Consider the following 22,681-nt stretch of genomic DNA (forward strand, 5'->3'; position numbering starts at 1 on the left):
GATCCCGATGGGAAAAGCCCATGCGTCTGACCACCAAAGGCCGCTACGCCGTAACCGCCATGCTCGACCTGGCGCTGCATGCTCAGCAAGGTCCGGTCTCGCTGGCCGATATCTCCGAACGCCAAGGCATTTCCCTGTCCTATCTCGAACAGCTGTTCGCCAAGTTGCGCCGTGGCAACCTGGTGACCAGCGTGCGCGGCCCGGGCGGCGGCTACCAGCTGTCCCGCCATATGTCGGGCATCCATGTGGCGCAGGTGATCGACGCGGTCAACGAATCCGTCGACGCGACCCGCTGCCAGGGGCAGGGCGATTGCCACTCCGGCGATACCTGTCTGACCCACCACCTGTGGTGCGACCTCAGTTTGCAGATCCATGAGTTCCTCAGCGGCATCAGCCTGGCCGATCTGGTCAGCCGCCAGGAGGTCCAGGAGGTCGCGCTGCGCCAGGACGAACGCCGTTGCTCAGGCAAGACGCCTCGTCTCGACAAGATTGAAGCGTCCGCCATCGACTGAGCAGGGCGCCAGCCTGTAGGAGTTACCTGATGAAATTGCCGATCTACCTCGATTACTCCGCGACCACTCCCGTCGATCCCCGCGTCGCCCAGAAAATGAGCGAATGCCTGCTGATGGACGGCAACTTCGGCAACCCGGCTTCGCGTTCCCACGTGTTCGGCTGGAAAGCCGAAGAAGCCGTGGAGAACGCCCGTCGCCAGGTGGCCGAACTGGTCAACGCCGATCCCCGCGAGATCGTCTGGACCTCCGGCGCCACCGAGTCCGACAACCTGGCGATCAAGGGCGTCGCGCACTTCTACTCGGGCAAGGGCAAGCACATCATCACCTCGAAGATCGAGCACAAGGCGGTCCTCGACACCTGTCGCCAGCTGGAGCGCGAAGGTTTCGAAGTGACCTACCTGGAGCCGGGCGAAGATGGCCTGATCACTCCGGCTCTGGTCGAGGCGGCGCTGCGTGACGACACCATCCTGGTCTCGGTCATGCACGTGAACAACGAGATCGGCACCGTCAACGACATCGCCGCCATCGGCGAGCTGACCCGCTCCCGCGGCGTGCTGTTCCACGTCGACGCCGCACAGTCGACCGGCAAGGTCGAGATCGACCTGGACAAGCTCAAGGTCGACCTGATGTCCTTCTCCGCGCACAAGACCTACGGCCCGAAAGGCATTGGCGCGCTCTATGTCCGGCGCAAGCCGCGCGTTCGCATCGAGGGCCAGATGCACGGCGGCGGCCATGAGCGCGGCATGCGCTCCGGCACCCTGGCCACCCACCAGATCGTCGGCATGGGCGAGGCGTTCCGCATCGCCAAGGAAGAAATGGCCCAGGAGAACGCCCGCGTGCTGGCGCTCCGCGACCGCTTCTTCGCGCAGATCGATGGCCTGGAAGAGCTCTACATCAACGGCAGCATGACCTCCCGCGTCCCGCACAACCTCAACGTCAGCTTCAACTACGTCGAGGGCGAGTCGCTGATCATGGCGCTCAAGGACCTCGCGGTCTCCTCCGGTTCGGCCTGTACCTCGGCGTCCCTGGAACCGTCCTACGTATTGCGCGCCCTGGGCCGCAACGACGAACTGGCGCATAGCTCCATCCGCTTCACCTTCGGTCGCTTCACCACCGAGGAAGAGATCGACTATGCCGCGAAGAAGGTGGTCGAGGCCGTTTCCAAGCTGCGCGAACTGTCGCCGCTGTGGGATATGTACAAAGAGGGCGTCGACCTGTCCCAGGTCGAATGGCAGGCGCACTGAGCGCCTCGTGCCCCGGAAAAACGTGAGGATTAGCCATGGCATATAGCGAAAAGGTCATCGACCACTACGAAAACCCGCGCAACGTCGGCAAGCTCGACGCTGCCGATCCCAACGTCGGCACCGGCATGGTCGGCGCGCCGGCCTGCGGCGACGTGATGCGCCTGCAGATCAAGGTCAACGAGCAGGGCGTGATCGAAGACGCCAAGTTCAAGACCTACGGTTGCGGTTCCGCGATCGCCTCCAGCTCCCTCGCCACCGAGTGGATGAAGGGCAAGACCCTGGACGAGGCGGAAACCATCAAGAACACCACCATCGCCGAAGAGCTGGCCCTGCCGCCGGTGAAGATCCACTGCTCCGTTCTCGCCGAAGACGCCATCAAGGCCGCCGTTCGCGACTACAAGCAGAAGAAGGGTTTGCTCTAAGCCGCTCGTGACGAGTAAGGAGTTGCAATGGCCATCAGCATGACCGAAGCCGCCGCCAAACACGTGCAGCGCTCCCTCGAGGGGCGCGGCAAGGGCGAGGGTATCCGTCTTGGCGTGCGCACCACTGGCTGTTCCGGGCTTGCCTATGTCCTCGAATTCGTCGATGAACTGGCGGCCGAGGACCTGGTCTTCGAGAGCCATGGCGTGAAGGTCATCATCGACCCGAAAAGCCTGGTCTATCTCGATGGCACCGAGCTGGACTTCACTCGCGAAGGGCTCAACGAAGGCTTCAAGTTCAACAATCCCAACGTTCGTGGCGAATGCGGCTGCGGCGAAAGCTTCAACGTCTGAGGCCGGCGTGGGTAAACCCTGTCATTTCGCCCAGTTCGACCTGCAACCGGCTTTCCTGGTCGATCTCGACGAGCTCGGCCAGCGCTATCGCGAGTTGGTGCGCAGCGTCCATCCCGACCGTTTCGCCGACGCTCCCGAGCGCGAGCAGCGTCTCGCCCTGGAACGCGCGGCGCAACTGAACGAGGCCTACCAGACCCTGAAGAGCGCTCCGCGCCGGGCCCTGTACCTGTTGACCCTGAGTGGTCACGAGTTGCCCTTGGAGGCTACGGTGCAGGATCCGGAGTTTCTCCTGCAGCAGATGCAGCTGCGCGAGGAGCTGGAGGAGTTGCAGGACAGCGCCGACCTGGCCGGCGTGGCGACTTTCAAGCGTCGGCTCAAGGCCGCCCAGGCCGAGCTGGAGCGTGAGTTCGCCGCGTGCTGGGACGATGCGCAGCGCCGCGAAGAGGCCGAGCGCCTGGTCCGTCGCATGCAGTTCCTCGACAAGCTCGCGCAGGAAGTGCGCCAGCTGGAAGAGCGACTCGACGATTAATCCCTGCGGCCCCCGGGCCGCACCCCATAGTTAAGACAGAGCATGGCCCTACTGCAGATCGCCGAGCCCGGTCAGAGTCCCAAGCCCCATGAGCGTCGCCTGGCGGTTGGGATCGACCTGGGTACCACCAATTCGCTGGTCGCCGCGGTGCGTAGCGGCGTCGCCGAGCCCTTGCCGGATGCGCAGGGACGCCTGATCCTGCCTTCCGCGGTGCGTTATCACGCCGAGCGGGCGGAAGTGGGCGAGAGCGCCCGCGCGGCCGCCGCGGAGGATCCCTTCAATACCGTCATTTCGGTCAAGCGCCTGATGGGGCGCGGCCTGGAGGACGTCAAGCAACTGGGCGAGCAATTGCCCTACCGCTTCCGCCAGGGCGAGTCGCACATGCCCTTCATCGAGACCGTACAGGGGTTGAAGAGTCCTGTGGAAGTCTCGGCGGACATCCTGCGTGAGCTGCGCCAGCGCGCCGAAACCACCCTCGGTGGCGAGCTGGTGGGTGCGGTGATCACTGTGCCGGCCTATTTCGACGACGCCCAGCGCCAGGCTACCAAGGATGCCGCGCGCCTGGCCGGACTGAACGTCCTGCGCCTGCTCAACGAGCCGACCGCCGCCGCCGTGGCCTACGGCCTGGACAAGGGCGCGGAAGGCCTGGTGGCCATCTACGACCTGGGTGGCGGAACCTTCGACATTTCCATCCTGCGCCTGACCCGCGGTGTCTTCGAAGTCCTGGCCACCGGCGGCGATACGGCCCTGGGCGGCGACGACTTCGACCATGCCATCGCTGGCTGGGTGATCGAGCAGGCTGGCCTTTCTGCCGATCTGGACCCGGGCAGCCAGCGGCAGTTGCTGCAAATCGCCTGTGCGGCCAAGGAGCGTCTTACCGACGAGGCGTCGGTCCGGGTCGCCTACGGCGACTGGAGCGGCGAGCTGAGCCGGGCGACGCTCGACGAGTTGATCGAGCCGTTCGTCGCTCGCAGCCTGAAGTCCTGCCGCCGAGCGGTGCGCGACTCCGGTGTCGATCTGGAAGAAATCCGCTCGGTGGTGATGGTCGGTGGCTCGACCCGCGTGCCCCGTGTGCGCACGGCGGTTGGCGAGTTGTTCGGCTGCGAGCCGCTGACCGATATCGATCCGGACCAGGTGGTCGCCATCGGCGCGGCCATCCAGGCCGATGCCCTGGCCGGCAACAAGCGCGGCGAGGAATTGCTGCTGCTGGACGTCATTCCGCTGTCGCTCGGCCTGGAAACCATGGGCGGGCTGATGGAGAAGGTGATTCCGCGCAATACCACCATCCCGGTGGCGCGCGCCCAGGAGTTCACCACCTACAAGGACGGCCAGACGGCCATGATGATCCACGTGCTGCAGGGCGAGCGCGAGCTGGTGAAGGATTGTCGTTCGCTGGCGCGCTTCGAGCTGCGCGGCATTCCGCCGATGGTGGCGGGCGCGGCGAAAATCCGGGTGACCTTCCAGGTCGACGCCGACGGCTTGCTCGGCGTGTCCGCACGCGAACTGAGTTCCGGCGTCGAGGCCAGCATCCAGGTCAAGCCGTCCTATGGGCTGACCGACGGCGAGATCGCGCGGATGCTCAAGGACTCCTTCGACTACGCCGGCGACGACAAGGCTGCCCGCGCCCTGCGCGAACAGCAGGTCGAGGCGCAGCGGCTGCTGGAGGCCGTGCAGTCGGCGCTGGACGTCGACGGCGAGCGGCTCCTGGACGAAGAGGAGCGCCTGGCCATCACGGCGCAGATGGACACCTTGCGTGAACTGGCCGGTGGTAGCGACACCGCGGCCATCGAGAACCAGATCAAGCGCCTGTCCCAGGTGACCGACGCTTTCGCCGCACGGCGGATGGACGCGACCGTCAAGGCCGCGCTCTCCGGCCGCCGGCTCAACGAAATCGAGGAATAAGCGAAGATGCCGCAGATCGTGATTCTGCCCCATGCCGACCACTGCCCCGAGGGGGCGGTATTCGAGGCGAAGCCCGGCGAAACCATCCTGGATGCCGCGTTGCGCAATGGCATCGAGATCGAGCATGCCTGTGAGAAATCCTGCGCCTGCACGACCTGCCACGTAATCGTCCGCGAAGGCCTCGATTCCATGGAGCCGTCCGACGAACTCGAAGACGACATGCTGGACAAGGCCTGGGGTCTGGAGCCCGATTCGCGGCTATCCTGCCAGGCAGTGGTGGCCGACGAAGACCTGGTGGTCGAGATTCCCAAGTACACCATCAACCAGGTGTCGGAAGGCCACTGAGCCCGGCGGTAGAGAGGAGCGTGCAATGAGCCTGAAATGGACCGATGTGCTGGAAATCGCCATCCAGCTCGACGAAAGCAAGCCGGAGGTCGATCCGCGATACGTCAACTTCGTCGATCTGCGGCGCTGGGTGGTGGAACTTCCAGAGTTCTCCGACGATCCTCAGCGTAGCGGGGAGAAAGTCCTGGAGGCCATCCAGGCCGCCTGGATCGAGGAACGGGACTAGCCATAGGCCCGCCCTACGCATTTGCCGGGAACCCGCGTATAATTCGCGGGTTTTATTTTAGGTAAGGCCTGAAATCGCCCGCGGGCGCATTCCAGGCTAGGCGCGCCGGGCCCGATGCCAGGCGCAGCCACGCTGATTCCGGCCCTTTCGGGCCGTTTTCGTCAGCGTCCTGAACGAATCACGGCGTCCCGCCCCGCTGGCGGGGCCGCCCATGCTAGACAACCTTGTTTCGGAGTTTTACCAATGGCACTGCAACGCACCCTGTCCATCATCAAGCCGGACGCCGTTTCCAAGAACGTGATCGGCGAAATCCTGACCCGCTTCGAGAAAGCCGGCCTGCGCGTCGTCGCCGCTAAAATGGTTCAGCTGTCCGAGCGTGAAGCCGGCGGCTTCTATGCCGAGCACAAAGAGCGTCCGTTCTTCAAGGACCTGGTTTCCTTCATGACTTCCGGTCCGGTTGTAGTCCAGGTCCTGGAAGGCGAGGACGCCATCGCCAAGAACCGCGAGCTGATGGGCGCCACCGATCCGAAGAAAGCCGACGCCGGTACCATCCGCGCCGACTTCGCCGTCTCCATCGACGAGAACGCCGTCCACGGTTCCGATTCCGAAGCTTCCGCCGCTCGCGAGATCGCCTACTTCTTCGCGGCTACCGAAGTCTGCGAGCGCATTCGCTGATCGAGCGTGGGTGAGGGTGAAGCCATGACAACGACCACCGCCGGCAAGGTGAACCTGCTGGGCCTGACCCAGCCGCAGCTGGAACAGTTCTTCGAGTCCATCGGCGAGAAGCGTTTCCGGGCCGGCCAGGTCATGAAGTGGATTCACCACTTTGGCGTCGACGATTTCGACGCCATGACCAACGTCGGCAAGGCCTTGCGCGAAAAGCTCAAGGCCTCAGCCGAGATACGCGGTCCCGAGATCGTCAGCCAGGACATCTCCGCCGACGGCACCCGCAAGTGGGTGGTCCGGGTGGCGTCCGGCAGTTGCGTCGAGACCGTGTACATCCCCCAGGGCGGACGCGGCACCCTGTGCGTGTCCTCCCAGGCGGGCTGCGCCCTGGATTGCAGTTTCTGCTCCACCGGCAAGCAGGGTTTCAACAGCGACCTCACCGCCGCCGAGGTGATCGGCCAGGTGTGGATCGCCAACAAGTCGTTCGGTACCGTTCCGGCCAAGATCGACCGCGCCATCACCAATGTCGTGATGATGGGCATGGGCGAGCCGCTGCTGAACTTCGACAACGTGGTCGCCGCCATGAACATCATGATGGACGACCTCGGCTACGGTATTTCCAAGCGCAAGGTGACCCTGTCCACCTCCGGCGTGGTGCCGATGATCGACAAGCTCGGCGAGGTGATCGACGTGTCCCTGGCCCTGTCGCTGCACGCACCGAACGACGAGTTGCGCAACAAGCTGGTGCCGATCAACAAGAAGTATCCGCTGGGCATGCTGCTGGATGCCTGCCGCCGGTATATTTCCCGGCTCGGCGAGAAGCGCGTGCTGACCGTCGAGTACACCCTGCTCAAGGATGTCAACGATCAGCCCGAGCATGCTGAGCAGATGATCGCATTGCTGAAAGACACGCCTTGCAAGATCAACCTGATTCCGTTTAATCCATTCCCGCACTCCGGCTACGAGCGCCCGAGCAACAATGCCATCCGGCGTTTCCAGGACATGTTGCACAAGGGCGGCTTCAACGTGACCGTGCGTACCACCCGCGGCGACGACATCGACGCGGCCTGTGGCCAACTGGTCGGCCAGGTCATGGATCGTACCCGCCGGAGCGAACGTTATATTGCCGTGCGCCAACTGGCCGAGTCCGAGTCGGCGGCGAATCGAAATTGAGTGAGAGGAGGGTTCCGATGACTGTACGCGCCGCGCTGGTGTTCCTGTTGGCTGTTGGGCTGACAGGCTGCGTGACGAGCGGAGATCAGAATCCCCTGAAAACCGACAAGGGCCGTGACGAGGCGCGCGATGCCTATATCCAGCTCGGCCTCGGCTATCTCCAGCGGGGGAATACCGAGCAGGCCAAGGTGCCGCTGCGCAAGGCCCTCGAGATCGACCCTTCCAGCGCCGACGCGCATGCCGCGCTGGCGGTGGTGTTCCAGACCGAGATGGAGCCCAAGCTGGCCGACGAGGAGTACCGCAAGGCGCTCGCCAGCGATAGCCGCAATGCCCGGGTACTGAACAACTACGGCGGTTTCCTCTACGAGCAGAAGCGCTACGAGGAGGCCTACCAGCGTCTCCTGGAGGCCAGCCAGGACACCCTCTATCCCGAGCGCTCGCGGGTCTTCGAGAACCTCGGCCTGGTTTCGCTGCAAATGAAGAAACCGGCCCAGGCCAAGGAGTACTTCGAGAAATCCCTGCGTCTGAACCGTAACCAGCCCAGCGTCGCGCTGGAGATGGCCGACCTGCTCTACAAGGAGCGCGAGTACGTGCCGGCTCGCCAGTACTATGATCTCTTTGCCCAGGGCGGCGGGCAGAACGCCCGCAGCCTGTTGCTGGGCATTCGTCTCGCGAAGGTCTTCGAGGACCGCGACACGGCCGCCAGCTATGGCCTGCAGTTGAAACGCCTGTACCCAGGCTCTCCCGAATATCAGGAATTCCAGGCGGAAAAATGATGAAAGCGCCGCAGCCCGAAGTCGTAGCCACCGCTTCCCGTCAGAACCCCGGGGAAACCCTGCGCCAGGCGCGCGAGCAGAAGGGCTTGTCGTTGTCGCAGGTGGCCGGGCAACTGAACCTGACCGAGAATTCGCTGCGTCAGCTGGAAAACGGCGCGTTCGACAAGCTGCCGGGGCACACCTTCTCGCGCGGCTACATCCGCGCCTACGCCAAGCTCATGGGCCTCGACCAGGCCGAGCTGGTCAACAGCTTCGACCATTTCACCGGCACCAATGCCAGCGGCAGCACCGTACAGAGCCTGGGACGGGTCGCCGAGCCGGTGCGCCTGTCGCGCAACGTGCTGCGTATCGTCAGTCTGTTACTGCTCGCCCTGCTGATCGGCTTCGGCTACTTCTGGTGGCAGGAGCATTCCGCGCGCACGCCGGAAACCGCCGGTCTGAGCCTCGAGCATGTCGAAGTGGAAAGCGCCGACGGCACCACCGAGATCCATACCCTGGACGAGCCTGAAGACCAGGCGGTGATCGAAGCGCAGAAGGAAGGCGAGCAAGCGCCCGCCGAGGTTTCTCCGGAAGTCGCCGCCCAGGCCGAGGGTTCGCCGCCGGTGGCGAGCGAGGGCGCGCAGGTTCCCGCCGCTCCGGCCCAGGGCACCCCCGCCGCACCCCAGCAGCCTGTTACCGCCGCGCCTGCCGGCACGGCTCCTGCTCCCGGTAATGCTCCAGCCGTTCCGGCGACGGCCAGTCCGGCCGCCCCGCCAGCGCCGAGCGAACCTGCCGCCGCGCCCGTGGTGGCCGGCGAGGGCCAGGGGGTGGTCAAGGTACAGTTCGTCGCCGATTGCTGGACCCAGGTCACCGACGCCAACGGCAAGGTCCTGGTCAGCGCGCTGAAGCGCAAGGGCGACAGCCTGGAACTGGCCGGCAAGGCCCCGCTGGAGCTGCGCCTCGGTTTCGCTCGCGGCGCCCAGGTCAGCTACAACGGCCAGCCGGTGGACGTGACCCCCTTCGTCCGCGGCGAAACGGCCCGTCTGAAGGTAGGACAATGAGCATTCATAGCGCTTCTCCGATCATTCGCCGCAAGTCTCGGAAAATCTGGGTCGGCAACGTCCCGGTGGGCGGCGATGCGCCGATCGCCGTGCAGAGCATGACCAACACCGAGACCTGCGACGTCGCTGCCACCGTCGCGCAGATCCGCCGCCTGGAAGATGCCGGTGCGGACATCGTGCGGGTTTCCGTCCCCGACATGGACGCCGCCGAGGCGTTCGGCAAGATCAAGCAGCAGGTCAACGTGCCGCTGGTCGCCGACATCCACTTCGACTATCGCATCGCCCTGCGCGTCGCCGAGCTGGGAGTGGACTGCCTGCGCATCAATCCGGGCAACATCGGTCGCGAGGACCGGGTCAAGGCCGTGGTCGATGCCGCGCGCGAGCGCAACATCCCGATCCGTATCGGCGTCAATGCCGGTTCGCTGGAAAAGGACCTGCAGAAGAAATACGGCGAACCGACCCCGGAAGCCCTGCTCGAATCGGCCATGCGCCACGTCGATCATCTCGACAAGCTGGACTTCCAGAACTTCAAGGTCAGCGTCAAGGCCTCCGACGTCTTCATGGCCGTCGCCGCCTATCGCCTGCTGGCCAGGCAGATCGAGCAGCCCCTGCACCTGGGCATCACCGAGGCCGGCGGCCTGCGCTCCGGCACGGTGAAGTCGGCGGTGGGGCTGGGCATGCTCCTGGCCGAGGGAATCGGCGACACCATCCGGATTTCCCTGGCTGCCGATCCGGTCGAGGAGATCAAGGTCGGTTTCGACATCCTCAAGTCCCTGCACCTGCGCTCCCGTGGCATCAACTTCATCGCCTGCCCGAGCTGTTCGCGGCAGAACTTCGACGTGGTGAAGACCATGAACGAGCTGGAAGGGCGCCTGGAGGACCTGCTGGTACCGATGGACGTGGCCGTGATCGGTTGCGTCGTCAACGGTCCGGGCGAAGCCAAGGAGGCCCATGTCGGCCTCACCGGCGGCACTCCGAACCTGGTGTATATCGACGGCAAGCCGTCGCAGAAACTGACCAACGACAACCTGGTGGACGAGCTGGAACGGCTGATCCGCCAGAAGGCGGCCGAGAAGGCCGAAGCCGATGCGAGCCTGATCGCCCGCGGCTGACCCGTTTAAGGACCCTACGTGAGCAAGTCCCTGCAAGCCATTCGTGGCATGAACGACATCCTGCCGGAGCAGACTCCGGCCTGGCGCTATCTGGAACGCACCTTCGCCGGCCTGCTGGACGGCTACGGCTACAGCGAGATCCGCCTGCCCATCCTCGAGTTCACCGAACTCTTCGCCCGCGGCATCGGCGAAGGCACCGACGTGGTCGACAAGGAGATGTACACCTTCCTCGACCGCAACGGCGAATCCCTGACCATGCGTCCGGAAGGTACCGCCGGTTGCGTGCGCGCCGTGCTGGAGCACGGCCTGAGCGGCGGTGGTCAAGTGCAGAAGCTCTGGTACACCGGGCCGATGTTCCGTTACGAGAAACCGCAGAAAGGTCGCTACCGGCAGTTCCACCAGATCGGCGTGGAAGTCTTCAACCTGCCCGGTCCGGACATCGACGCCGAGTTGATCATCCTCACCTGGCGCCTGTGGCAGAAGCTCGGCATGGCCGACGCGGTGACCCTGCAGCTCAACACCCTCGGTTCCAGCGAGGCCCGCGCACGCTATCGCGAGGCCCTGGTGGCCTATCTGCAGGAGCGCTTCGAGCAACTCGACGAAGACAGCCAGCGGCGCATGACCACCAATCCGCTGCGAATCCTCGACAGCAAGGTGGAGAGCACCCAGGCATTGCTGGTCGGCGCGCCGACCCTGCACGACTATCTCGACGAAGAATCGATCGCCCACTTCGAGGGTCTCAAGGCCCGCCTGGATGCTGTCGGACTGCGCTACGAAATCAACCAGAAGCTGGTGCGCGGCCTGGACTATTACTGCCGCACGGCTTTCGAGTGGGTCACCGACAAGCTTGGCGCCCAGGGCACCGTTTGCGGCGGTGGCCGCTACGACGGGCTGGTCAGCCAGTTCGGCGGCAAGCCGACTCCGGGCGTCGGTTTCGCCATGGGCGTGGAACGCCTGGTGCTGCTGCTGGAAACCTTGGGGGTGATCCCCGCCGAACTGAACCGTCCGGCCGACCTCTACGTCTGCGCCTTCGGCGAACCGGCCGAGCTGGCCGCCCTGACCCTGGCCGAACAGTTGCGCAGCGCCATTCCCGGCATACGCCTGCTGGTCAACGCCGGCGCCGGCAGCTTCAAGAGTCAGTTCAAGAAGGCCGACAAGAGCGGCGCGCGCTTTGCCCTGATCCTCGGGGAGGACGAGGTGGCCAATCGCGTGGTAGGTTTCAAGCCCCTGCGTGACGAGGGCGAGCAACAAAGCATTGCCTGGGATGCTCTGCCCGAGCACCTGGCAGCCTGTCTGGCACAGGCTTGAGAACATAAAGAATAGGAGTGATTGGGGTGACATCGCGTACCGAAGACGAAGACCTGGCGCAGATCAAGGACTGGTGGCAGCGCAACGGCAAGCCCCTGGTCACCGGCGGCATCCTCGCGCTGGCAGTGGTATTCGGCTGGCAGGCCTGGCAGAAGTACCAGACCAACCAGGCGCAGGGCGCCTCGATCGTCTACCAGCAACTGATCGAAACCGCGCTGAATCCGACCGGCCAGCCGGATCCGGCGAAGGTGGCGGAGCTGGCCGGCAAGCTGAAGAGCGAGTTCGGCGGCACCCATTATGCCCAGTACGGCAGCCTGTTCGTGGCCAAGGTCGCGGTCGACAGCGGCAAGCTGGATGACGCCGTTGCCGAGCTGAAGGCGGTCATGGACAAGCCGGCCGACGCCACCCTCGGCGAACTGGCGCGGCAGCGCCTGGCCCGGGTCCTGGCGGCCCAGGGCAAGGTCGAGGAAGGCCTGAAGCTGCTCGATGGAGATGCCGACAAGGCCTACGTCTCGACCCGCGAGGAGCTCAGGGGCGACCTGCTGGTGCAGCTCAAGCGCACCGACGAGGCGCGCGCGGCCTACGAGAAAGCCAAGCAGTCGCTGCCCGAAGACGGTGCCGGCGATGCCCTGCAGATCAAGCTCGACGACCTGTCCAAGGGAGAGGCCTGAGATGGTGCAATGGAAACACGCGGCGCTGCTCGCCCTGGCCCTGGCGGTCGTGGGTTGCAGCAGCAACAGCAAGAAGGAACTCCCGCCCGCCGAACTGACCGACTTCAAAGAGGAAGTCGTGTTGAGCAAGCAGTGGAGCCGCTCGGTCGGTGATGGTCAGGGCGACCTGTACAACCTGCTCGAACCGGCCGTCGATGGTTCCACCATCTACGCCGCGTCCGCCGAAGGGCGGGTGATGGCGATCCAGCGCGAGACCGGCGACGTGCTCTGGAAGAAGGACCTGGAACGTCCGGTTTCCGGCGGTGTCGGCGTTGGCTACGGCCTGGTGCTGGTGGGTACCCTGCGCGGTGACGTGATCGCCCTCGACGAAGCCACCGGCAAGAAGAAGTGGACCAAGCGAGTCAACAGCGAAGTGCTGTCGGCGCCGGCCACCAATGGCGACGTGGTGGTGGTGCAGACCCAGGACGACAAGCTGATCGGCCTCGATGCGGCCAGCGGCGACCAGCGCTGGATCTACGAAAGCACCGTGCCGGTGCTGACCCTGCGCGGCACCGGCGCGCCGCTGATCGCCGGCAACATGGCCCTCGCCGGCCTGGCCAGCGGCAAGGTGGTGGCGGTCGACGTACAGCGCGGCCTGCCGATCTGGGAGCAGCGGGTAGCGATTCCCCAGGGGCGTTCCGAACTGGATCGCGTGGTGGACATCGACGGCGGCCTCCTGCTGTCCGGCGACACCCTCTACGTGGTCAGCTACCAGGGCCGTGCCGCGGCGCTGGACGTGAACAGCGGCCGCCTGCTCTGGCAGCGCGAAGCGTCGAGCTACGTCGGCGTCGCCGAAGGCTTCGGCAATATCTACGTCAGCCAGGCCAGCGGTTCGGTGGAAGGCCTGGACTCGCGCGGTGCCTCTTCGCTGTGGAACAACGACGCCCTGGCGCGTCGCCAACTGTCGGCTCCGGCGGTGTTCTCCAGCAACGTGGTGGTCGGCGACCTGGAAGGCTACGTGCATCTGCTGAGCCAGGTGGACGGTCGCTTCGTCGGTCGCGAGCGGGTCGACAGCGATGGCGTGCGGGTTCGTCCGCTGGTGGTCGGGAGCTGGATGTACGTGTTCGGCAACGGTGGCAAGCTCGTCGCCTACACCATCCGCTAGACTGGGTTTCAAGTGTCCGGCCGCTGCCGTCCGACGTCAGCGGCCTTTGTGTTTTCTGAATTCTCGTGGAGAGCCGCATGGTTCCCGTTATTGCCCTGGTGGGTCGCCCGAACGTCGGCAAGTCCACTCTGTTCAACCGCCTGACCAAGTCGCGCGACGCCATCGTGGCGGAGTACGCAGGCCTGACTCGCGATCGCCAGTACGGCGAGGCGCGCTGGCAGGGCCGCACCTATATCGTCATCGATACCGGAGGCATCTCCGGCGATGAGGAAGGCATTGATGCGAAAATGGCCGAGCAATCGTTGCAGGCCATCGAGGAGGCGGATGCCGTCCTGTTCCTGGTCGATTCGCGCGCCGGCATGACCGCCGCCGACCAGATGATCGCCGAGCACCTGCGCAAGCGGAACAAGCGCAGCTTCCTGATCGCCAACAAGGTCGACACCATCGATCCCGATCTCGCTCGCGCCGAGTTCAGCCCGCTGGGCCTGGGCGATGCGCTGCCGATCGCCGCCGCCCACGGTCGCGGCATCAACCATATGCTGCAGGAAGCCCTGGGGATCTTCCCCAAGGACAACGCGGAGGAAGAGGGCGAGGGCGAGCCGGCCAGCGAAGAGGTCGCCGAAGGCGAGGAACCGACCCGGATTCCCGGTCCCAGCGAGAAGGACGGGATCAAGATTGCCATCATCGGCCGGCCCAACGTGGGCAAGTCGACCCTGGTCAACCGCATGCTCGGCGAAGAGCGGGTGATCGTCTACGACCAGGCCGGCACCACCCGCGACAGCATCTACATCCCGTTCGAGCGCAACGAGGAGAAGTACACCCTGATCGACACCGCTGGCGTGCGGCGTCGCGGCAAGATCTTCGAGGCGGTGGAAAAGTTCTCGGTGGTGAAGACCCTCCAGGCGATCCAGGACGCCAACGTGGTGATCTTCGTCATGGACGCCCGCGAAGGGGTGGTCGAGCACGACCTCAACCTGCTCGGCTTCGTCCTCGAGACCGGCCGTGCCCTGGTCATCGCCCTGAACAAGTGGGATGGCATGGAGGCGGCCGAGCGTGACTACGTGAAGACCGAACTGGAGCGGCGCCTGCTGTTCGTCGACTTCGCCGACATCCATTTCATTTCGGCCCTGCATGGCACCGGCGTCGGCCATCTCTACAAGTCGGTCCAGGAGTCCTTCCGTTCGGCGGTGACCCGCTGGCCGACCAGCCGCCTGACCAGCATCCTCGAGGACGCCGTGCAGGTGCACCAGCCGCCGATGGTCAACGGTCGCCGGATCAAGCTGCGCTACGCCCACCTGGGCGGCGCCAATCCGCCGCTGATCGTGATCCACGGCAACCAGGTGGACGCGGTGCCGAAGGCCTATACCCGCTACCTGGAGAAGACCTACCGGCGGGTATTGAAGCTGGTCGGTACGCCGATCCGCATCGAGTACAAGGGCGGCGAGAACCCCTACGAGGGCAAGAAGAACTCGCTCACCGCGCGCCAGGTCAACAAGAAGCGCCGGCTGATGTCGCACCACAAGAAAGCCGAGAAGAAGAAGAAGGACAAGCGCCGCTGAGGGTGGCGTTTCCTTCGTCGAAAGGCCCGGCAGGGATCCCTGTCGGGCCTTTTTCATTGGCCGCGGCTGTAGCCCGCGGGACGAACCAGGCCGCCGGCGTTGACCGCCGATTCCCTGTCGTGGCGACGAATGATCGCGAGGTGGTTATTCGTCCTGCGCCATCGCCTGGCGCATATTCCCCTCTGACCTGAAGCGGTCACGGTTTTTTCTAAGGCGTGCCCCTGCAGCGTCGCTCCTGGATCGGCTATCCTGCCCTGCCACCCGTCTGGCCGGGCTGTCGTCCGGCGAGTCTCTGCAGGAAGTCCCGATGATTCAGAGCAAGCTGCCGAATGTCGGCACCACCATCTTCACCCGCATGTCGCAACTGGCCGCCGAGTGTGGCGCGATCAACCTCTCCCAGGGCTTTCCCGATTTCGACGGCCCGCCGGAGTTGCGCGAGGCGGTAGGTAGGCATATCGCCGCCGGGCACAACCAGTACGCGCCGATGACCGGCTTGCCGGCCCTGCGCGAGCAGGTGGCGAAGAAGATCGAGCAGTTCTATGGACGCCGGGTGAGCGCCGACAGCGAGGTGACCATCACGCCGGGGGCGACCGAGGCGATCTTCAGCGCGATCCAGGCGCTGGTCCATCCGGGCGACGAAGTGGTGGTGCTCGACCCGTCCTACGACAGCTACGAACCCTCCGTGCAACTCGCCGGCGGGCGTTGCGTGCACGTGCCGCTGGCGCTGCCGGACTTCTCCATCGACTGGCAGCGCATGGCCGAGGCCATCGGGCCGCGTACCCGGCTGGTCATCATCAATACCCCGCACAACCCCAGCGGCGCGCTGATCAGCCGCGAGGAACTGGACCGCCTGGCCGCGCTGATCCGCGACCGGGATATCTATCTGATCAGCGACGAGGTCTACGAGCACCTGGTGTTCGACGGTGTCGCCCATACCAGCGTGCTGTCCCACGACGAGTTGTATCCGCGTTCCTTCGTGGTCAGTTCGTTCGGCAAGACCTACCACGTCACCGGCTGGAAGACCGGCTACGTGGTCGCGCCGCCGGCGCTCAGCGCGGAGCTGCGCAAGGTTCACCAGTACGTCAACTTCTGTGGCGTCACGCCGCTGCAATGGGCATTGGCGGACTACATGGCCGGCCATCCGGAGCACTTGCGGCAATTGCCCGGCTTCTACCAGGCCAAGCGCGACCTGTTCTGCGACCTGCTGCTGGACTCTCGCTTCCGTTTTACCCGTGCGCCGGGCACCTACTTCCAGTGCGTGGACTATTCGGCCATCCGTCCGGACCTGGACGACGTGGCCATGGCCGAGTGGCTGACCCGCGAACACGGAGTGGCGGCGATCCCGGTTTCGGTGTTTTATGAAAAGGCTCCGGACGCCATGCGGCTGGTCCGGTTCTGTTACGCCAAACGCGAGGAGACGCTGCGTCAGGCAGCGGAAAAGCTATGCGCGATCTGACGGTTCTGCCGGACCTGGACATCGCCCTGGTCCAATCCTCCCTGGTCTGGCACGACGCCCAGGCCAACCGCGAGCATTTCGCCGCCCTGCTGGAGAGCGCCGCCGGTGCCGACCTGGTGGTCCTCCCGGAGATGTTCACCACGGGTTTCAGCATGGCTTCGGCCGAGCAGGCCGAGCCCGAACTGGGGCCGACCCATGCCTGGCTGCTGGAGCAGGCCCGGCGCCTTGGCGCGGTGGTCACCGGCAGCCTGATCGTCCAGCTCGCCGACGGCAGCCATCGCAACCGCCTGCTCTGGGCGCGTCCGGACGGCGAGATGCTGCACTACGACAAGCGCCATCTGTTCCGCATGGCCGGCGAACACGAGCACTACAGTCCCGGCGAACGCCAGGAACTGTTCGAACTCAAGGGCTGGCGGGTGCGCCCGCTGATCTGCTACGACCTGCGTTTCCCGGTGTGGAGCCGCGACCCGCACGACACCGACCTGTTGCTCTACACCGCCAACTGGCCCGCGCCTCGTCGACAGCACTGGAACCGCCTGCTGCCGGCGCGGGCGATCGAGAACCTTTGCTACGTGGTGGCGGTGAACCGTATCGGCGAAGACGGCAACGCCTTGCGCTACGCTGGGGATAGCCAGGTCCTGGACTTCCAGGGCGACAGCCTGTTCAACGCGGCGGACGCCGACGGCGTGTTCCGCGTCCGGCTGGACGCGGCGGCACTGGCGGCCTATCGCCAGCGTTTCCCGGCCTACATGGACGCGGATCGCTTCGAAATCCATCCTTGAGTGCCGGAACGTCCGCTTCCGGTCGATGTCCGAGGCCATGACCCGGCGCTGCGCATGATGGCGCAGTGCCGGGAATGGAGTTACCCGTATCCCGCGGCGCCGCGCCGTGGGCATCAGATCAGGAGGAAGACCAATGGGACTGCTCGATTCGATTCTCGGTTCGGCGCTGGGTGGCTCTGAAGGACAGGGAGGTGCTCGCGATCCGAAAGTGGCCCTGTTGATCGGGCTGGTGACCATGCTGATGTCGCGCCAGGGCGGTGCGGCACAGGGCGGTGGCGATGGCGGTGGTCTGCTCGGTTCGCTGGGCAGCATCCTTGGTGGTGCCGGCGGCGGGGCCGCGAGCGGCGGGCTGGGTGGCGTCCTCGGCGATCTGCTCGGTGGCGCCGCGGGCGGTGCCGGGCAGGCGGCGCCGGGCGTGGAGGCCGGCTCACTGGGCGGACTCGGCGGGTTGTTCCAGATGCTCCAGAACGCAGGCCTGGGCGATGCCCTGAATTCCTGGATCGGCGGTGGGCCGAACCAGTCGGTGTCGGCGGCAGACATTTCCCGGGTCTTCGGCGACGGTCAATTGCAGCAACTGGCGGACTCCGCCGGAGTCAGCCAGGGCGAGGCGGCCGAACACCTGAGCAGCCTGCTGCCGGAATTGGTCAACAAGCTGACGCCGGACGGCCAGGCGCCGCAGGGCGACCTGGACATCGGTTCGCTGCTGGCGCGCTTCAGCTAAGGCTTTCCCGTCGATGCGGAGCGGATAGCCGCGATACGGTTATCCGCTCCACTCAACGGGGCGAGGCCGCCCTCGACGGCAGGTCGGTCAATAGGCGCTGGCGCTGTCCAGGCGGTGGATCGCCTGTTCGTCGAGCTTCAGGTGGGTGGCGGCGATCAGGTCGTCGAGCTGTTCCAGGCTGGTGGCGCTGGCGATCGGCGCGGTCACCGTCGGACGAGCGATGAGCCAGGCCAGGGCGACCTGGGTCGGGTTGGCGTTGTACTGCTCGGCCACTTCGTCGAGCGCCGCGAGGATGGCCACGCCGCGCTCGTTGAGATAACCCTTCACCTTCTCTCCCCGGGCTCGCCCGGCGGTGTCGGCCTGGTTGCGGTACTTGCCGCTGAGGAAGCCGCTGGCCAGCGAGTAGTAGCTGATCACCCCGATACCGAGTTCTTCCACCGTCGGCTCCAGGTTGGTCTCGTAGTCGGCGCGATCGTACAGGTTGTATTCGGGTTGCAGGCTCTGGTAGCTCGGCAGGTTAAGCCGGGCGCTGACCTGGCGTGCTTCGAGGAGGCGCCGGGCGTCGTAGTTGGAGGCGCCGATGACCCGTACCTTGCCTTTCTTGATCAGTTCGCCATAGGTGGAAAGGGTTTCCTCCAGGTCGGTGTGGGGATCGTCGGTGTGCGACTGGTAGAGGTCCAGGTAGTCGGTCTGCAGGCGTCGTAGCGAGCGCTCCAGGGCCTGCTCGATATAGGCGGCGGATAGGCCTTTGTGGCCATTGCCCATGTCCATCCCGACCTTGCTGGCGATCACCATGCGGTCGCGTTTGCCGGTGCGTTTCAGCCACTTGCCGATGAGGGTTTCCGACTCGCCGCCCTGGTGCCCGGGAACCCAGCGCGAATATACGTCGGCGGTGTCGATGCAGTTCAGGCCGGCGTCGAGCAGGGCGTCCAGCAGCCTGAAGGAGGTGCTTTCGTCGGCAGTCCAGCCGAAGACGTTGCCGCCGAATACCAGTGCCGGTATCTCCAGGCCGGAGTTGCCGAGTTTGCGTGTGGTCATGCGTCATCCCTCCTGAGTGCGGTCCTGTGTGGGCGCTTTCGTTCGCACGTCTTGCTGTGACTCCCGGCGGGTGCGGAATGTTCAGCCGGCGCGCAGCGTCCTATAGACTCTGCCGGTTGCCGGGATTTTCCAATGCCGGCCCTGGTAAAGCTTCAGTAAATATCCGCAGGGAGCACACGCATGAACAGCGACACCGAGAATCCGTTCCGCCCACCGGAGGCCCGCCTGGACGAGCCTGACGCCACCCATGGCGAGCCGCTGTACAGGCTTTCCGCGATCGGTCTGGGTACCTTCATTGGCACGCCCCTGGCCGGTGCCTTCCTCGCGGCGGTGAATCTCCGTCGCCTGGGACGGGCGCAGGAAGTCGGGAAAACCTGGCTGGTCGGCCTCTGCCTGTTTGTCCTGCTGCCAGTTCTGGGCGCGATACTGCCGGAGAACATCCCCTCGATCGGCTTCACGGTGGCGCAGATATTCGGCATGGTCTACTACGCCAAATCAGCCTTCGGTCCGGCCCTGGACAGCCACAAGGCAGCGGGCGGAGCGTTCATTTCCAACTGGCGGGCGGCGGGGATCGGCCTGCTGTTCATGTTGGTGGTCCTGTCGGTAGCGATCCCGGTGGTGATGCTGATGGTGTGAGGGGCAGCCCGCGCTTTGCCTTATCATGAGTTCTTTATCCGCGATGACTGGCCATGACTACACAACGCTACCTGCTCGATGAACTGGAAACCGCCGACATGCTCGAGATCGACGGTCTGCACGCCTGGCGCTTCGAACTCAACGAGAACCTGCTGGACCAGGCGGACCTGGCGGCGGAAGCCGACCAGCCGTTCGCCAGCGAAGACTGGGTGCTGGCGGTGGAAAGCCTGGATGGACGCACCCGTCGCGAGTGGCGTTTTTCCTACAACGCGGTGATGGAAGCCGAGCCCCAGGCCGATGGCGAGTCCTGGCGCCTGACCACAGGGGAGGGGGCGTACCAGCTCCGTTGCCTGGGAGCGGTCAGCGCCAGCGGCGAGGATGAGTGAAGCGACTCAGCTGAAAGATCCCATGAAAAAAGGGAGCCGCCTGGCTCCCTTTTTCCCTTCCGTGCCGGTCAGGCCGCCTTGGCCTCGGCCTGGGTCACCGCGCGGTTCAGCGCGCTGAACAGGGCGCGGAAGCTGGCGGTGGTAATGTTCTCGTCGATGCCGATGCCGTGCAGCGGGCGCTGGCCCTCCAGGCGGATCTCGATATAGGCCGCGGCCTTGGCATTGGCGCCGGCGCCGATGGCGTGCTCATGGTAGTCCATGATTTCCGCCTTGACCGGCAGGGCGGCCACCAAGGCTTCCAGCGGTCCCTTGCCGATCCCGCGCCAGTGCTGCTTCTCGCCGTCGAAGGAGACTTCCAGGTCGACGGCGCTGGTGCCGTTCTCTTCCTGCAGGCGATGGCTGGCGAGGACGTAGGGCGAGGTCGCCTTGAGGTATTCGTTTTCCAGCAGCGAGTAGATCTGTTGTGCGGTCATTTCCAGGCCGAGACGGTCGGTCTCGCCTTGCACTACCTGGCTGAACTCGATCTGCATGCGCCGCGGCAGGCTGATGCCGTACTCCTGTTCGAGCAGGAAGGTGATGCCGCCCTTGCCGGACTGGCTGTTGACCCGGATCACCGCTTCGTAGTCGCGGCCGATGTCGGCCGGATCGATCGGCAGGTACGGCACTTCCCAGATCGCGTCTTCCTTCTGCTGGGCGAAGCCCTTGCGAATGGCATCCTGGTGCGAGCCGGAGAAAGCGGTATGGACCAGGTCGCCGACATATGGATGGCGCGGGTGGACCGGCAACTGGTTGCACTCTTCGACCACCTTGCGCACCGCGTCGATGTCGGAGAAGTCCAGTTGCGGATGCAGGCCCTGGGTGTACATGTTCAAGGCCAGGGTCACCAGGTCGACGTTGCCGGTGCGCTCGCCGTTGCCGAACAGGCAACCTTCGACGCGGTCGGCGCCGGCCATCAGGCCCAGCTCGGTGGCGGCCACGCCGGTGCCACGGTCGTTGTGGGTGTGCAGGCTGATGATCACGCTGTCACGCTTGTCGACGTGGCGGCCGAACCATTCGATCTGGTCGGCGTAGACGTTCGGCGTGGCGCACTCCACGGTGGCCGGCAGGTTGAGGATGATCTTGTTGTCCGGGGTCGGTTGCCAGACGTCGATCACCGCGTTGCAGACCTCCACCGAGAACTCCAGCTCGGTAGAGCTGAAGATTTCCGGCGAGTACTGGAACGACCACTGGGTATCCGGTTGCTCGGCGGCCAGCTTCTTGATCAGTTTCGCGGCGTTGGTGGCGATGTCCACGACGCCCTGCTTGTCCTGGTTGAAGACGATGCGGCGGAACGACGGGGCGGTGGCGTTGTAGACGTGGACGATGGCCTTCTTCGCCCCGCGCAGGGATTCGAAGGTGCGGGTGATCAGGTCTTCGCGGGCCTGGGTCAGCACCTGGATGGTGACGTCGTCCGGGATGTGGTTGCCTTCGATCAACTCGCGGACGAAGTTGAAGTCGGTATCGGAAGCCGACGGGAAGGCCACTTCGATCTGCTTCAGGCCGACCTGCACCAGGGTCTTGAAGAATCGCATCTTCTTCGCCGCGTCCATCGGTTCGATCAGCGACTGGTTGCCGTCGCGCAGGTCGGAACTGCACCAGATCGGCACCTCGGTGATGGTCTTCGACGGCCAGGTGCGGTCGGGCAGATTGATGGCCGGGAATGGGCGGTATTTCTGCGAAGGGTCTTTCAACATGCTCATGGGGCTAATCCTTTGGAGTCGGTTCCTGGGCCGGCGGGGCCAGGCGAACGCAGTGACGAGATGAAGAGAAGCGTCGCTCAGCCACGCAGTCGCGGGCTGACCAGGCACAGGCAGGCGTGTTGGCGGAGCAGGATGAGGGTGTGTGGTGTTTTCATGCGTACCACACTAGTGAGACTGCATTTGAATGGCAAGCATTAAAGGAAAATTAGTAGAATCTCCCATTTGTGCGGCTTTTGTGGGTTTTTATTCTTTCCCGGCGGTGAAAGCTTGTCCTCGATTGCGCCGCCGGCACGCTCTCCGCAATGGAAAATTCTGCGGCCCCATGCCGCAGAAGAGCCAGCCGCCCTTGTGCGATCATTTCGTTCCCCGTGCCTGGGTCGTATAACGACAGGCGCATTCTTCTTTTCGGCATGACCCGGCGCGAGCGGCCATCCGGCCCGCTACGCGGTGGTCTTCATTCAAGACGGCGGGAGTCGCAGGTGGCGACCACTCTGAAACGACAAGGCATCGGTGCATGGCTGGCTCTGTTCGCCATGCTGATGATCTTCGTCGGGCCGTTAATCTCCCAGTCGATGCCGATGGACCACCCGATGCCGATGGGCGTGGGGATGGGCCACGAAGGCATGTCCCACGAGAACATGGACCATGGCGACATGGCCCATGCCGGCTGTTCCGATGCCCAGCGCTCCGTCGTCCATGCCGGCATGCCGGGGATGGGCGGCGAGGAAGGCAATCGCCTGGCCAGCGACGTGCTCTGGGAGAAGTGTGGTTATTGCAGCCTGTTGTTCCACAGCCCGCCGCTCACCGAAGACGCCTGCCTGGCGCTGTTCTCCGTTCCCTTCGCGACGGCGCCCGCCGTCGCTTTCCTGAACGAGGCGTTCGTCGCCTCGCCGGTGTTTCCCGGCGCCCGTACCCGTGCGCCGCCGTTCCTGATCGCCTGACC

At 65.0% G+C, this 22,681-nt stretch carries 25 protein-coding genes; 23 read left to right on the forward strand and 2 right to left on the reverse strand.

Translation table 11 applies throughout. The annotated features are described in order from the left end of the window. Window positions 1-20 precede the first annotated feature (20 nt). The 20 genes from iscR (at window position 21) to LE197_RS34925 (ending at window position 17,939) form a co-directional block, all read left to right on the forward strand. Window positions 21-512 carry a Fe-S cluster assembly transcriptional regulator IscR gene (gene iscR, locus LE197_RS34830; protein WP_003092836.1) on the forward strand — a complete coding sequence of 164 codons (492 nt, stop codon included), beginning with the start codon at window positions 21-23 and terminating at the stop codon, window positions 510-512. Window positions 513-541: 29 nt separating this feature from the next. Next, window positions 542-1,756, forward strand: a complete 1,215-nt coding sequence (locus LE197_RS34835) for an IscS subfamily cysteine desulfurase (RefSeq protein WP_003092832.1) — start codon at window positions 542-544, stop codon at window positions 1,754-1,756. A gap of 35 nt (window positions 1,757-1,791) precedes the next feature. Further along, entirely contained in the window at window positions 1,792-2,178 is a 387-nt protein-coding gene (gene iscU / locus LE197_RS34840) for a Fe-S cluster assembly scaffold IscU (RefSeq protein ID WP_003092829.1), read from the forward strand. 27 nt (window positions 2,179-2,205) lie between these two features. After that, window positions 2,206-2,529, forward strand: a complete 324-nt coding sequence (gene iscA / locus LE197_RS34845; protein WP_003100617.1) for an iron-sulfur cluster assembly protein IscA — start codon at window positions 2,206-2,208, stop codon at window positions 2,527-2,529. A gap of 7 nt (window positions 2,530-2,536) precedes the next feature. Then, window positions 2,537-3,058: a co-chaperone HscB gene (gene hscB, locus LE197_RS34850; protein ID WP_003092824.1), complete on the forward strand. Its 522-nt coding sequence runs from the start codon at window positions 2,537-2,539 to the stop codon at window positions 3,056-3,058. A 42-nt stretch (window positions 3,059-3,100) separates the two neighbouring features. Further along, window positions 3,101-4,960, forward strand: coding sequence for a Fe-S protein assembly chaperone HscA (hscA, locus tag LE197_RS34855; RefSeq protein ID WP_003143122.1), 1,860 nt, complete (start codon window positions 3,101-3,103; stop codon window positions 4,958-4,960). 6 nt (window positions 4,961-4,966) lie between these two features. Then, window positions 4,967-5,305 (forward strand): ISC system 2Fe-2S type ferredoxin, encoded by a 339-nt coding sequence (gene fdx, locus LE197_RS34860; protein WP_003092818.1) that lies wholly within the window; start codon window positions 4,967-4,969, stop codon window positions 5,303-5,305. 25 nt (window positions 5,306-5,330) lie between these two features. Continuing rightward, on the forward strand, window positions 5,331-5,531 hold the full coding sequence (iscX, locus tag LE197_RS34865; RefSeq protein ID WP_003092814.1) for a Fe-S cluster assembly protein IscX: 201 nt from the start codon (window positions 5,331-5,333) through the stop codon (window positions 5,529-5,531). Window positions 5,532-5,774: 243 nt separating this feature from the next. Then, window positions 5,775-6,206 (forward strand): nucleoside-diphosphate kinase, encoded by a 432-nt coding sequence (gene ndk, locus LE197_RS34870; RefSeq protein WP_003092811.1) that lies wholly within the window; start codon window positions 5,775-5,777, stop codon window positions 6,204-6,206. A gap of 24 nt (window positions 6,207-6,230) precedes the next feature. Next, the gene (gene rlmN / locus LE197_RS34875; RefSeq protein WP_003092809.1) at window positions 6,231-7,370 is read left to right on the forward strand and encodes a 23S rRNA (adenine(2503)-C(2))-methyltransferase RlmN; all 1,140 of its coding nucleotides are present in this window, start codon (window positions 6,231-6,233) and stop codon (window positions 7,368-7,370) included. A gap of 17 nt (window positions 7,371-7,387) precedes the next feature. Continuing rightward, entirely contained in the window at window positions 7,388-8,146 is a 759-nt protein-coding gene (gene pilF, locus LE197_RS34880) for a type 4a pilus biogenesis protein PilF (protein WP_003092804.1), read from the forward strand. Further along, window positions 8,143-9,186 carry a helix-turn-helix domain-containing protein gene (locus LE197_RS34885; RefSeq protein WP_003137852.1) on the forward strand — a complete coding sequence of 348 codons (1,044 nt, stop codon included), beginning with the start codon at window positions 8,143-8,145 and terminating at the stop codon, window positions 9,184-9,186. The genes pilF and LE197_RS34885 overlap by 4 nt, the downstream gene beginning before the upstream one ends. After that, window positions 9,183-10,298: a flavodoxin-dependent (E)-4-hydroxy-3-methylbut-2-enyl-diphosphate synthase gene (gene ispG, locus LE197_RS34890; protein WP_003092800.1), complete on the forward strand. Its 1,116-nt coding sequence runs from the start codon at window positions 9,183-9,185 to the stop codon at window positions 10,296-10,298. The genes LE197_RS34885 and ispG overlap by 4 nt, the downstream gene beginning before the upstream one ends. Before the next feature lie 18 nt (window positions 10,299-10,316). Further along, window positions 10,317-11,606, forward strand: coding sequence for a histidine--tRNA ligase (gene hisS, locus LE197_RS34895; protein WP_003092797.1), 1,290 nt, complete (start codon window positions 10,317-10,319; stop codon window positions 11,604-11,606). A gap of 26 nt (window positions 11,607-11,632) precedes the next feature. Then, window positions 11,633-12,277, forward strand: a complete 645-nt coding sequence (locus LE197_RS34900; protein ID WP_023083323.1) for a YfgM family protein — start codon at window positions 11,633-11,635, stop codon at window positions 12,275-12,277. A gap of 1 nt (window position 12,278) precedes the next feature. Continuing rightward, window positions 12,279-13,421 (forward strand): outer membrane protein assembly factor BamB, encoded by a 1,143-nt coding sequence (gene bamB / locus LE197_RS34905; protein ID WP_003092789.1) that lies wholly within the window; start codon window positions 12,279-12,281, stop codon window positions 13,419-13,421. A 77-nt stretch (window positions 13,422-13,498) separates the two neighbouring features. Further along, window positions 13,499-14,980, forward strand: a complete 1,482-nt coding sequence (gene der / locus LE197_RS34910) for a ribosome biogenesis GTPase Der (RefSeq protein WP_003092786.1) — start codon at window positions 13,499-13,501, stop codon at window positions 14,978-14,980. Window positions 14,981-15,287: 307 nt separating this feature from the next. Then, complete coding sequence (locus LE197_RS34915) at window positions 15,288-16,436, forward strand: pyridoxal phosphate-dependent aminotransferase (protein WP_003106648.1); 1,149 nt, start codon at window positions 15,288-15,290, stop codon at window positions 16,434-16,436. Further along, window positions 16,424-17,218: an amidohydrolase gene (locus LE197_RS34920; protein ID WP_003106646.1), complete on the forward strand. Its 795-nt coding sequence runs from the start codon at window positions 16,424-16,426 to the stop codon at window positions 17,216-17,218. Before LE197_RS34915 ends, LE197_RS34920 begins: the two co-directional genes overlap by 13 nt. A gap of 133 nt (window positions 17,219-17,351) precedes the next feature. Continuing rightward, window positions 17,352-17,939 (forward strand): YidB family protein, encoded by a 588-nt coding sequence (locus tag LE197_RS34925; protein ID WP_003113804.1) that lies wholly within the window; start codon window positions 17,352-17,354, stop codon window positions 17,937-17,939. Window positions 17,940-18,026: 87 nt separating this feature from the next. Here LE197_RS34925 and LE197_RS34930 read toward each other — a convergent pair whose 3' ends face one another. Then, window positions 18,027-18,977, reverse strand: a complete 951-nt coding sequence (locus LE197_RS34930) for an aldo/keto reductase (RefSeq protein WP_003107361.1) — start codon at window positions 18,975-18,977, stop codon at window positions 18,027-18,029. Between the two features lie 180 nt (window positions 18,978-19,157). On the opposite strand from LE197_RS34930, the gene LE197_RS34935 reads away from it, so the two are divergent. Together LE197_RS34935 and LE197_RS34940 are read left to right on the forward strand one after the other, a co-directional pair. Continuing rightward, window positions 19,158-19,613: a hypothetical protein gene (locus tag LE197_RS34935; RefSeq protein WP_003143130.1), complete on the forward strand. Its 456-nt coding sequence runs from the start codon at window positions 19,158-19,160 to the stop codon at window positions 19,611-19,613. Window positions 19,614-19,666: 53 nt separating this feature from the next. After that, on the forward strand, window positions 19,667-19,999 hold the full coding sequence (locus tag LE197_RS34940) for a DUF5629 family protein (protein WP_003092770.1): 333 nt from the start codon (window positions 19,667-19,669) through the stop codon (window positions 19,997-19,999). Between the two features lie 68 nt (window positions 20,000-20,067). Here the strand turns inward: LE197_RS34940 and leuA are convergent, their stop codons facing one another. Continuing rightward, a complete protein-coding gene (gene leuA, locus LE197_RS34945; protein WP_003092766.1) occupies window positions 20,068-21,738 on the reverse strand; it encodes a 2-isopropylmalate synthase in 1,671 nt (556 codons plus the stop codon). Between the two features lie 479 nt (window positions 21,739-22,217). Here leuA and LE197_RS34950 point away from each other — a divergent pair, with 479 nt between their 5' ends. Beyond that, window positions 22,218-22,679 (forward strand): DUF2946 domain-containing protein, encoded by a 462-nt coding sequence (locus LE197_RS34950; protein ID WP_003092760.1) that lies wholly within the window; start codon window positions 22,218-22,220, stop codon window positions 22,677-22,679. The last annotated feature ends 2 nt before the right edge of the window (window positions 22,680-22,681 follow it).

Origin of the sequence: Pseudomonas sp. PS1(2021) (assembly GCF_020405165.1) — a bacterium.
Classification (GTDB): Bacteria; Pseudomonadota; Gammaproteobacteria; order Pseudomonadales; family Pseudomonadaceae; genus Pseudomonas; species Pseudomonas aeruginosa.

What these genes read in the sequence shown, in the direction of transcription:
- rlmN (WP_003092809.1), top strand. Translation starts at nt 6,231, where the DNA reads ATGACAACGACCACCGCCGGCAAGGTGAACCTGCTGGGCCTGACCCAG.
- LE197_RS34930 (WP_003107361.1), bottom strand. Translation starts at nt 18,977, where the DNA reads ATGACCACACGCAAACTCGGCAACTCCGGCCTGGAGATACCGGCACTG.
- LE197_RS34915 (WP_003106648.1), top strand. Translation starts at nt 15,288, where the DNA reads ATGATTCAGAGCAAGCTGCCGAATGTCGGCACCACCATCTTCACCCGC.
- iscU (WP_003092829.1), top strand. Translation starts at nt 1,792, where the DNA reads ATGGCATATAGCGAAAAGGTCATCGACCACTACGAAAACCCGCGCAAC.
- iscX (WP_003092814.1), top strand. Translation starts at nt 5,331, where the DNA reads ATGAGCCTGAAATGGACCGATGTGCTGGAAATCGCCATCCAGCTCGAC.
- ndk (WP_003092811.1), top strand. Translation starts at nt 5,775, where the DNA reads ATGGCACTGCAACGCACCCTGTCCATCATCAAGCCGGACGCCGTTTCC.
- LE197_RS34920 (WP_003106646.1), top strand. Translation starts at nt 16,424, where the DNA reads ATGCGCGATCTGACGGTTCTGCCGGACCTGGACATCGCCCTGGTCCAA.
- iscR (WP_003092836.1), top strand. Translation starts at nt 21, where the DNA reads ATGCGTCTGACCACCAAAGGCCGCTACGCCGTAACCGCCATGCTCGAC.
- LE197_RS34940 (WP_003092770.1), top strand. Translation starts at nt 19,667, where the DNA reads ATGACTACACAACGCTACCTGCTCGATGAACTGGAAACCGCCGACATG.
- leuA (WP_003092766.1), bottom strand. Translation starts at nt 21,738, where the DNA reads ATGAGCATGTTGAAAGACCCTTCGCAGAAATACCGCCCATTCCCGGCC.
- ispG (WP_003092800.1), top strand. Translation starts at nt 9,183, where the DNA reads ATGAGCATTCATAGCGCTTCTCCGATCATTCGCCGCAAGTCTCGGAAA.
- hscA (WP_003143122.1), top strand. Translation starts at nt 3,101, where the DNA reads ATGGCCCTACTGCAGATCGCCGAGCCCGGTCAGAGTCCCAAGCCCCAT.
- iscA (WP_003100617.1), top strand. Translation starts at nt 2,206, where the DNA reads ATGGCCATCAGCATGACCGAAGCCGCCGCCAAACACGTGCAGCGCTCC.
- LE197_RS34925 (WP_003113804.1), top strand. Translation starts at nt 17,352, where the DNA reads ATGGGACTGCTCGATTCGATTCTCGGTTCGGCGCTGGGTGGCTCTGAA.
- fdx (WP_003092818.1), top strand. Translation starts at nt 4,967, where the DNA reads ATGCCGCAGATCGTGATTCTGCCCCATGCCGACCACTGCCCCGAGGGG.
- der (WP_003092786.1), top strand. Translation starts at nt 13,499, where the DNA reads ATGGTTCCCGTTATTGCCCTGGTGGGTCGCCCGAACGTCGGCAAGTCC.
- bamB (WP_003092789.1), top strand. Translation starts at nt 12,279, where the DNA reads ATGGTGCAATGGAAACACGCGGCGCTGCTCGCCCTGGCCCTGGCGGTC.
- LE197_RS34935 (WP_003143130.1), top strand. Translation starts at nt 19,158, where the DNA reads ATGAACAGCGACACCGAGAATCCGTTCCGCCCACCGGAGGCCCGCCTG.
- LE197_RS34835 (WP_003092832.1), top strand. Translation starts at nt 542, where the DNA reads ATGAAATTGCCGATCTACCTCGATTACTCCGCGACCACTCCCGTCGAT.
- LE197_RS34885 (WP_003137852.1), top strand. Translation starts at nt 8,143, where the DNA reads ATGATGAAAGCGCCGCAGCCCGAAGTCGTAGCCACCGCTTCCCGTCAG.
- pilF (WP_003092804.1), top strand. Translation starts at nt 7,388, where the DNA reads ATGACTGTACGCGCCGCGCTGGTGTTCCTGTTGGCTGTTGGGCTGACA.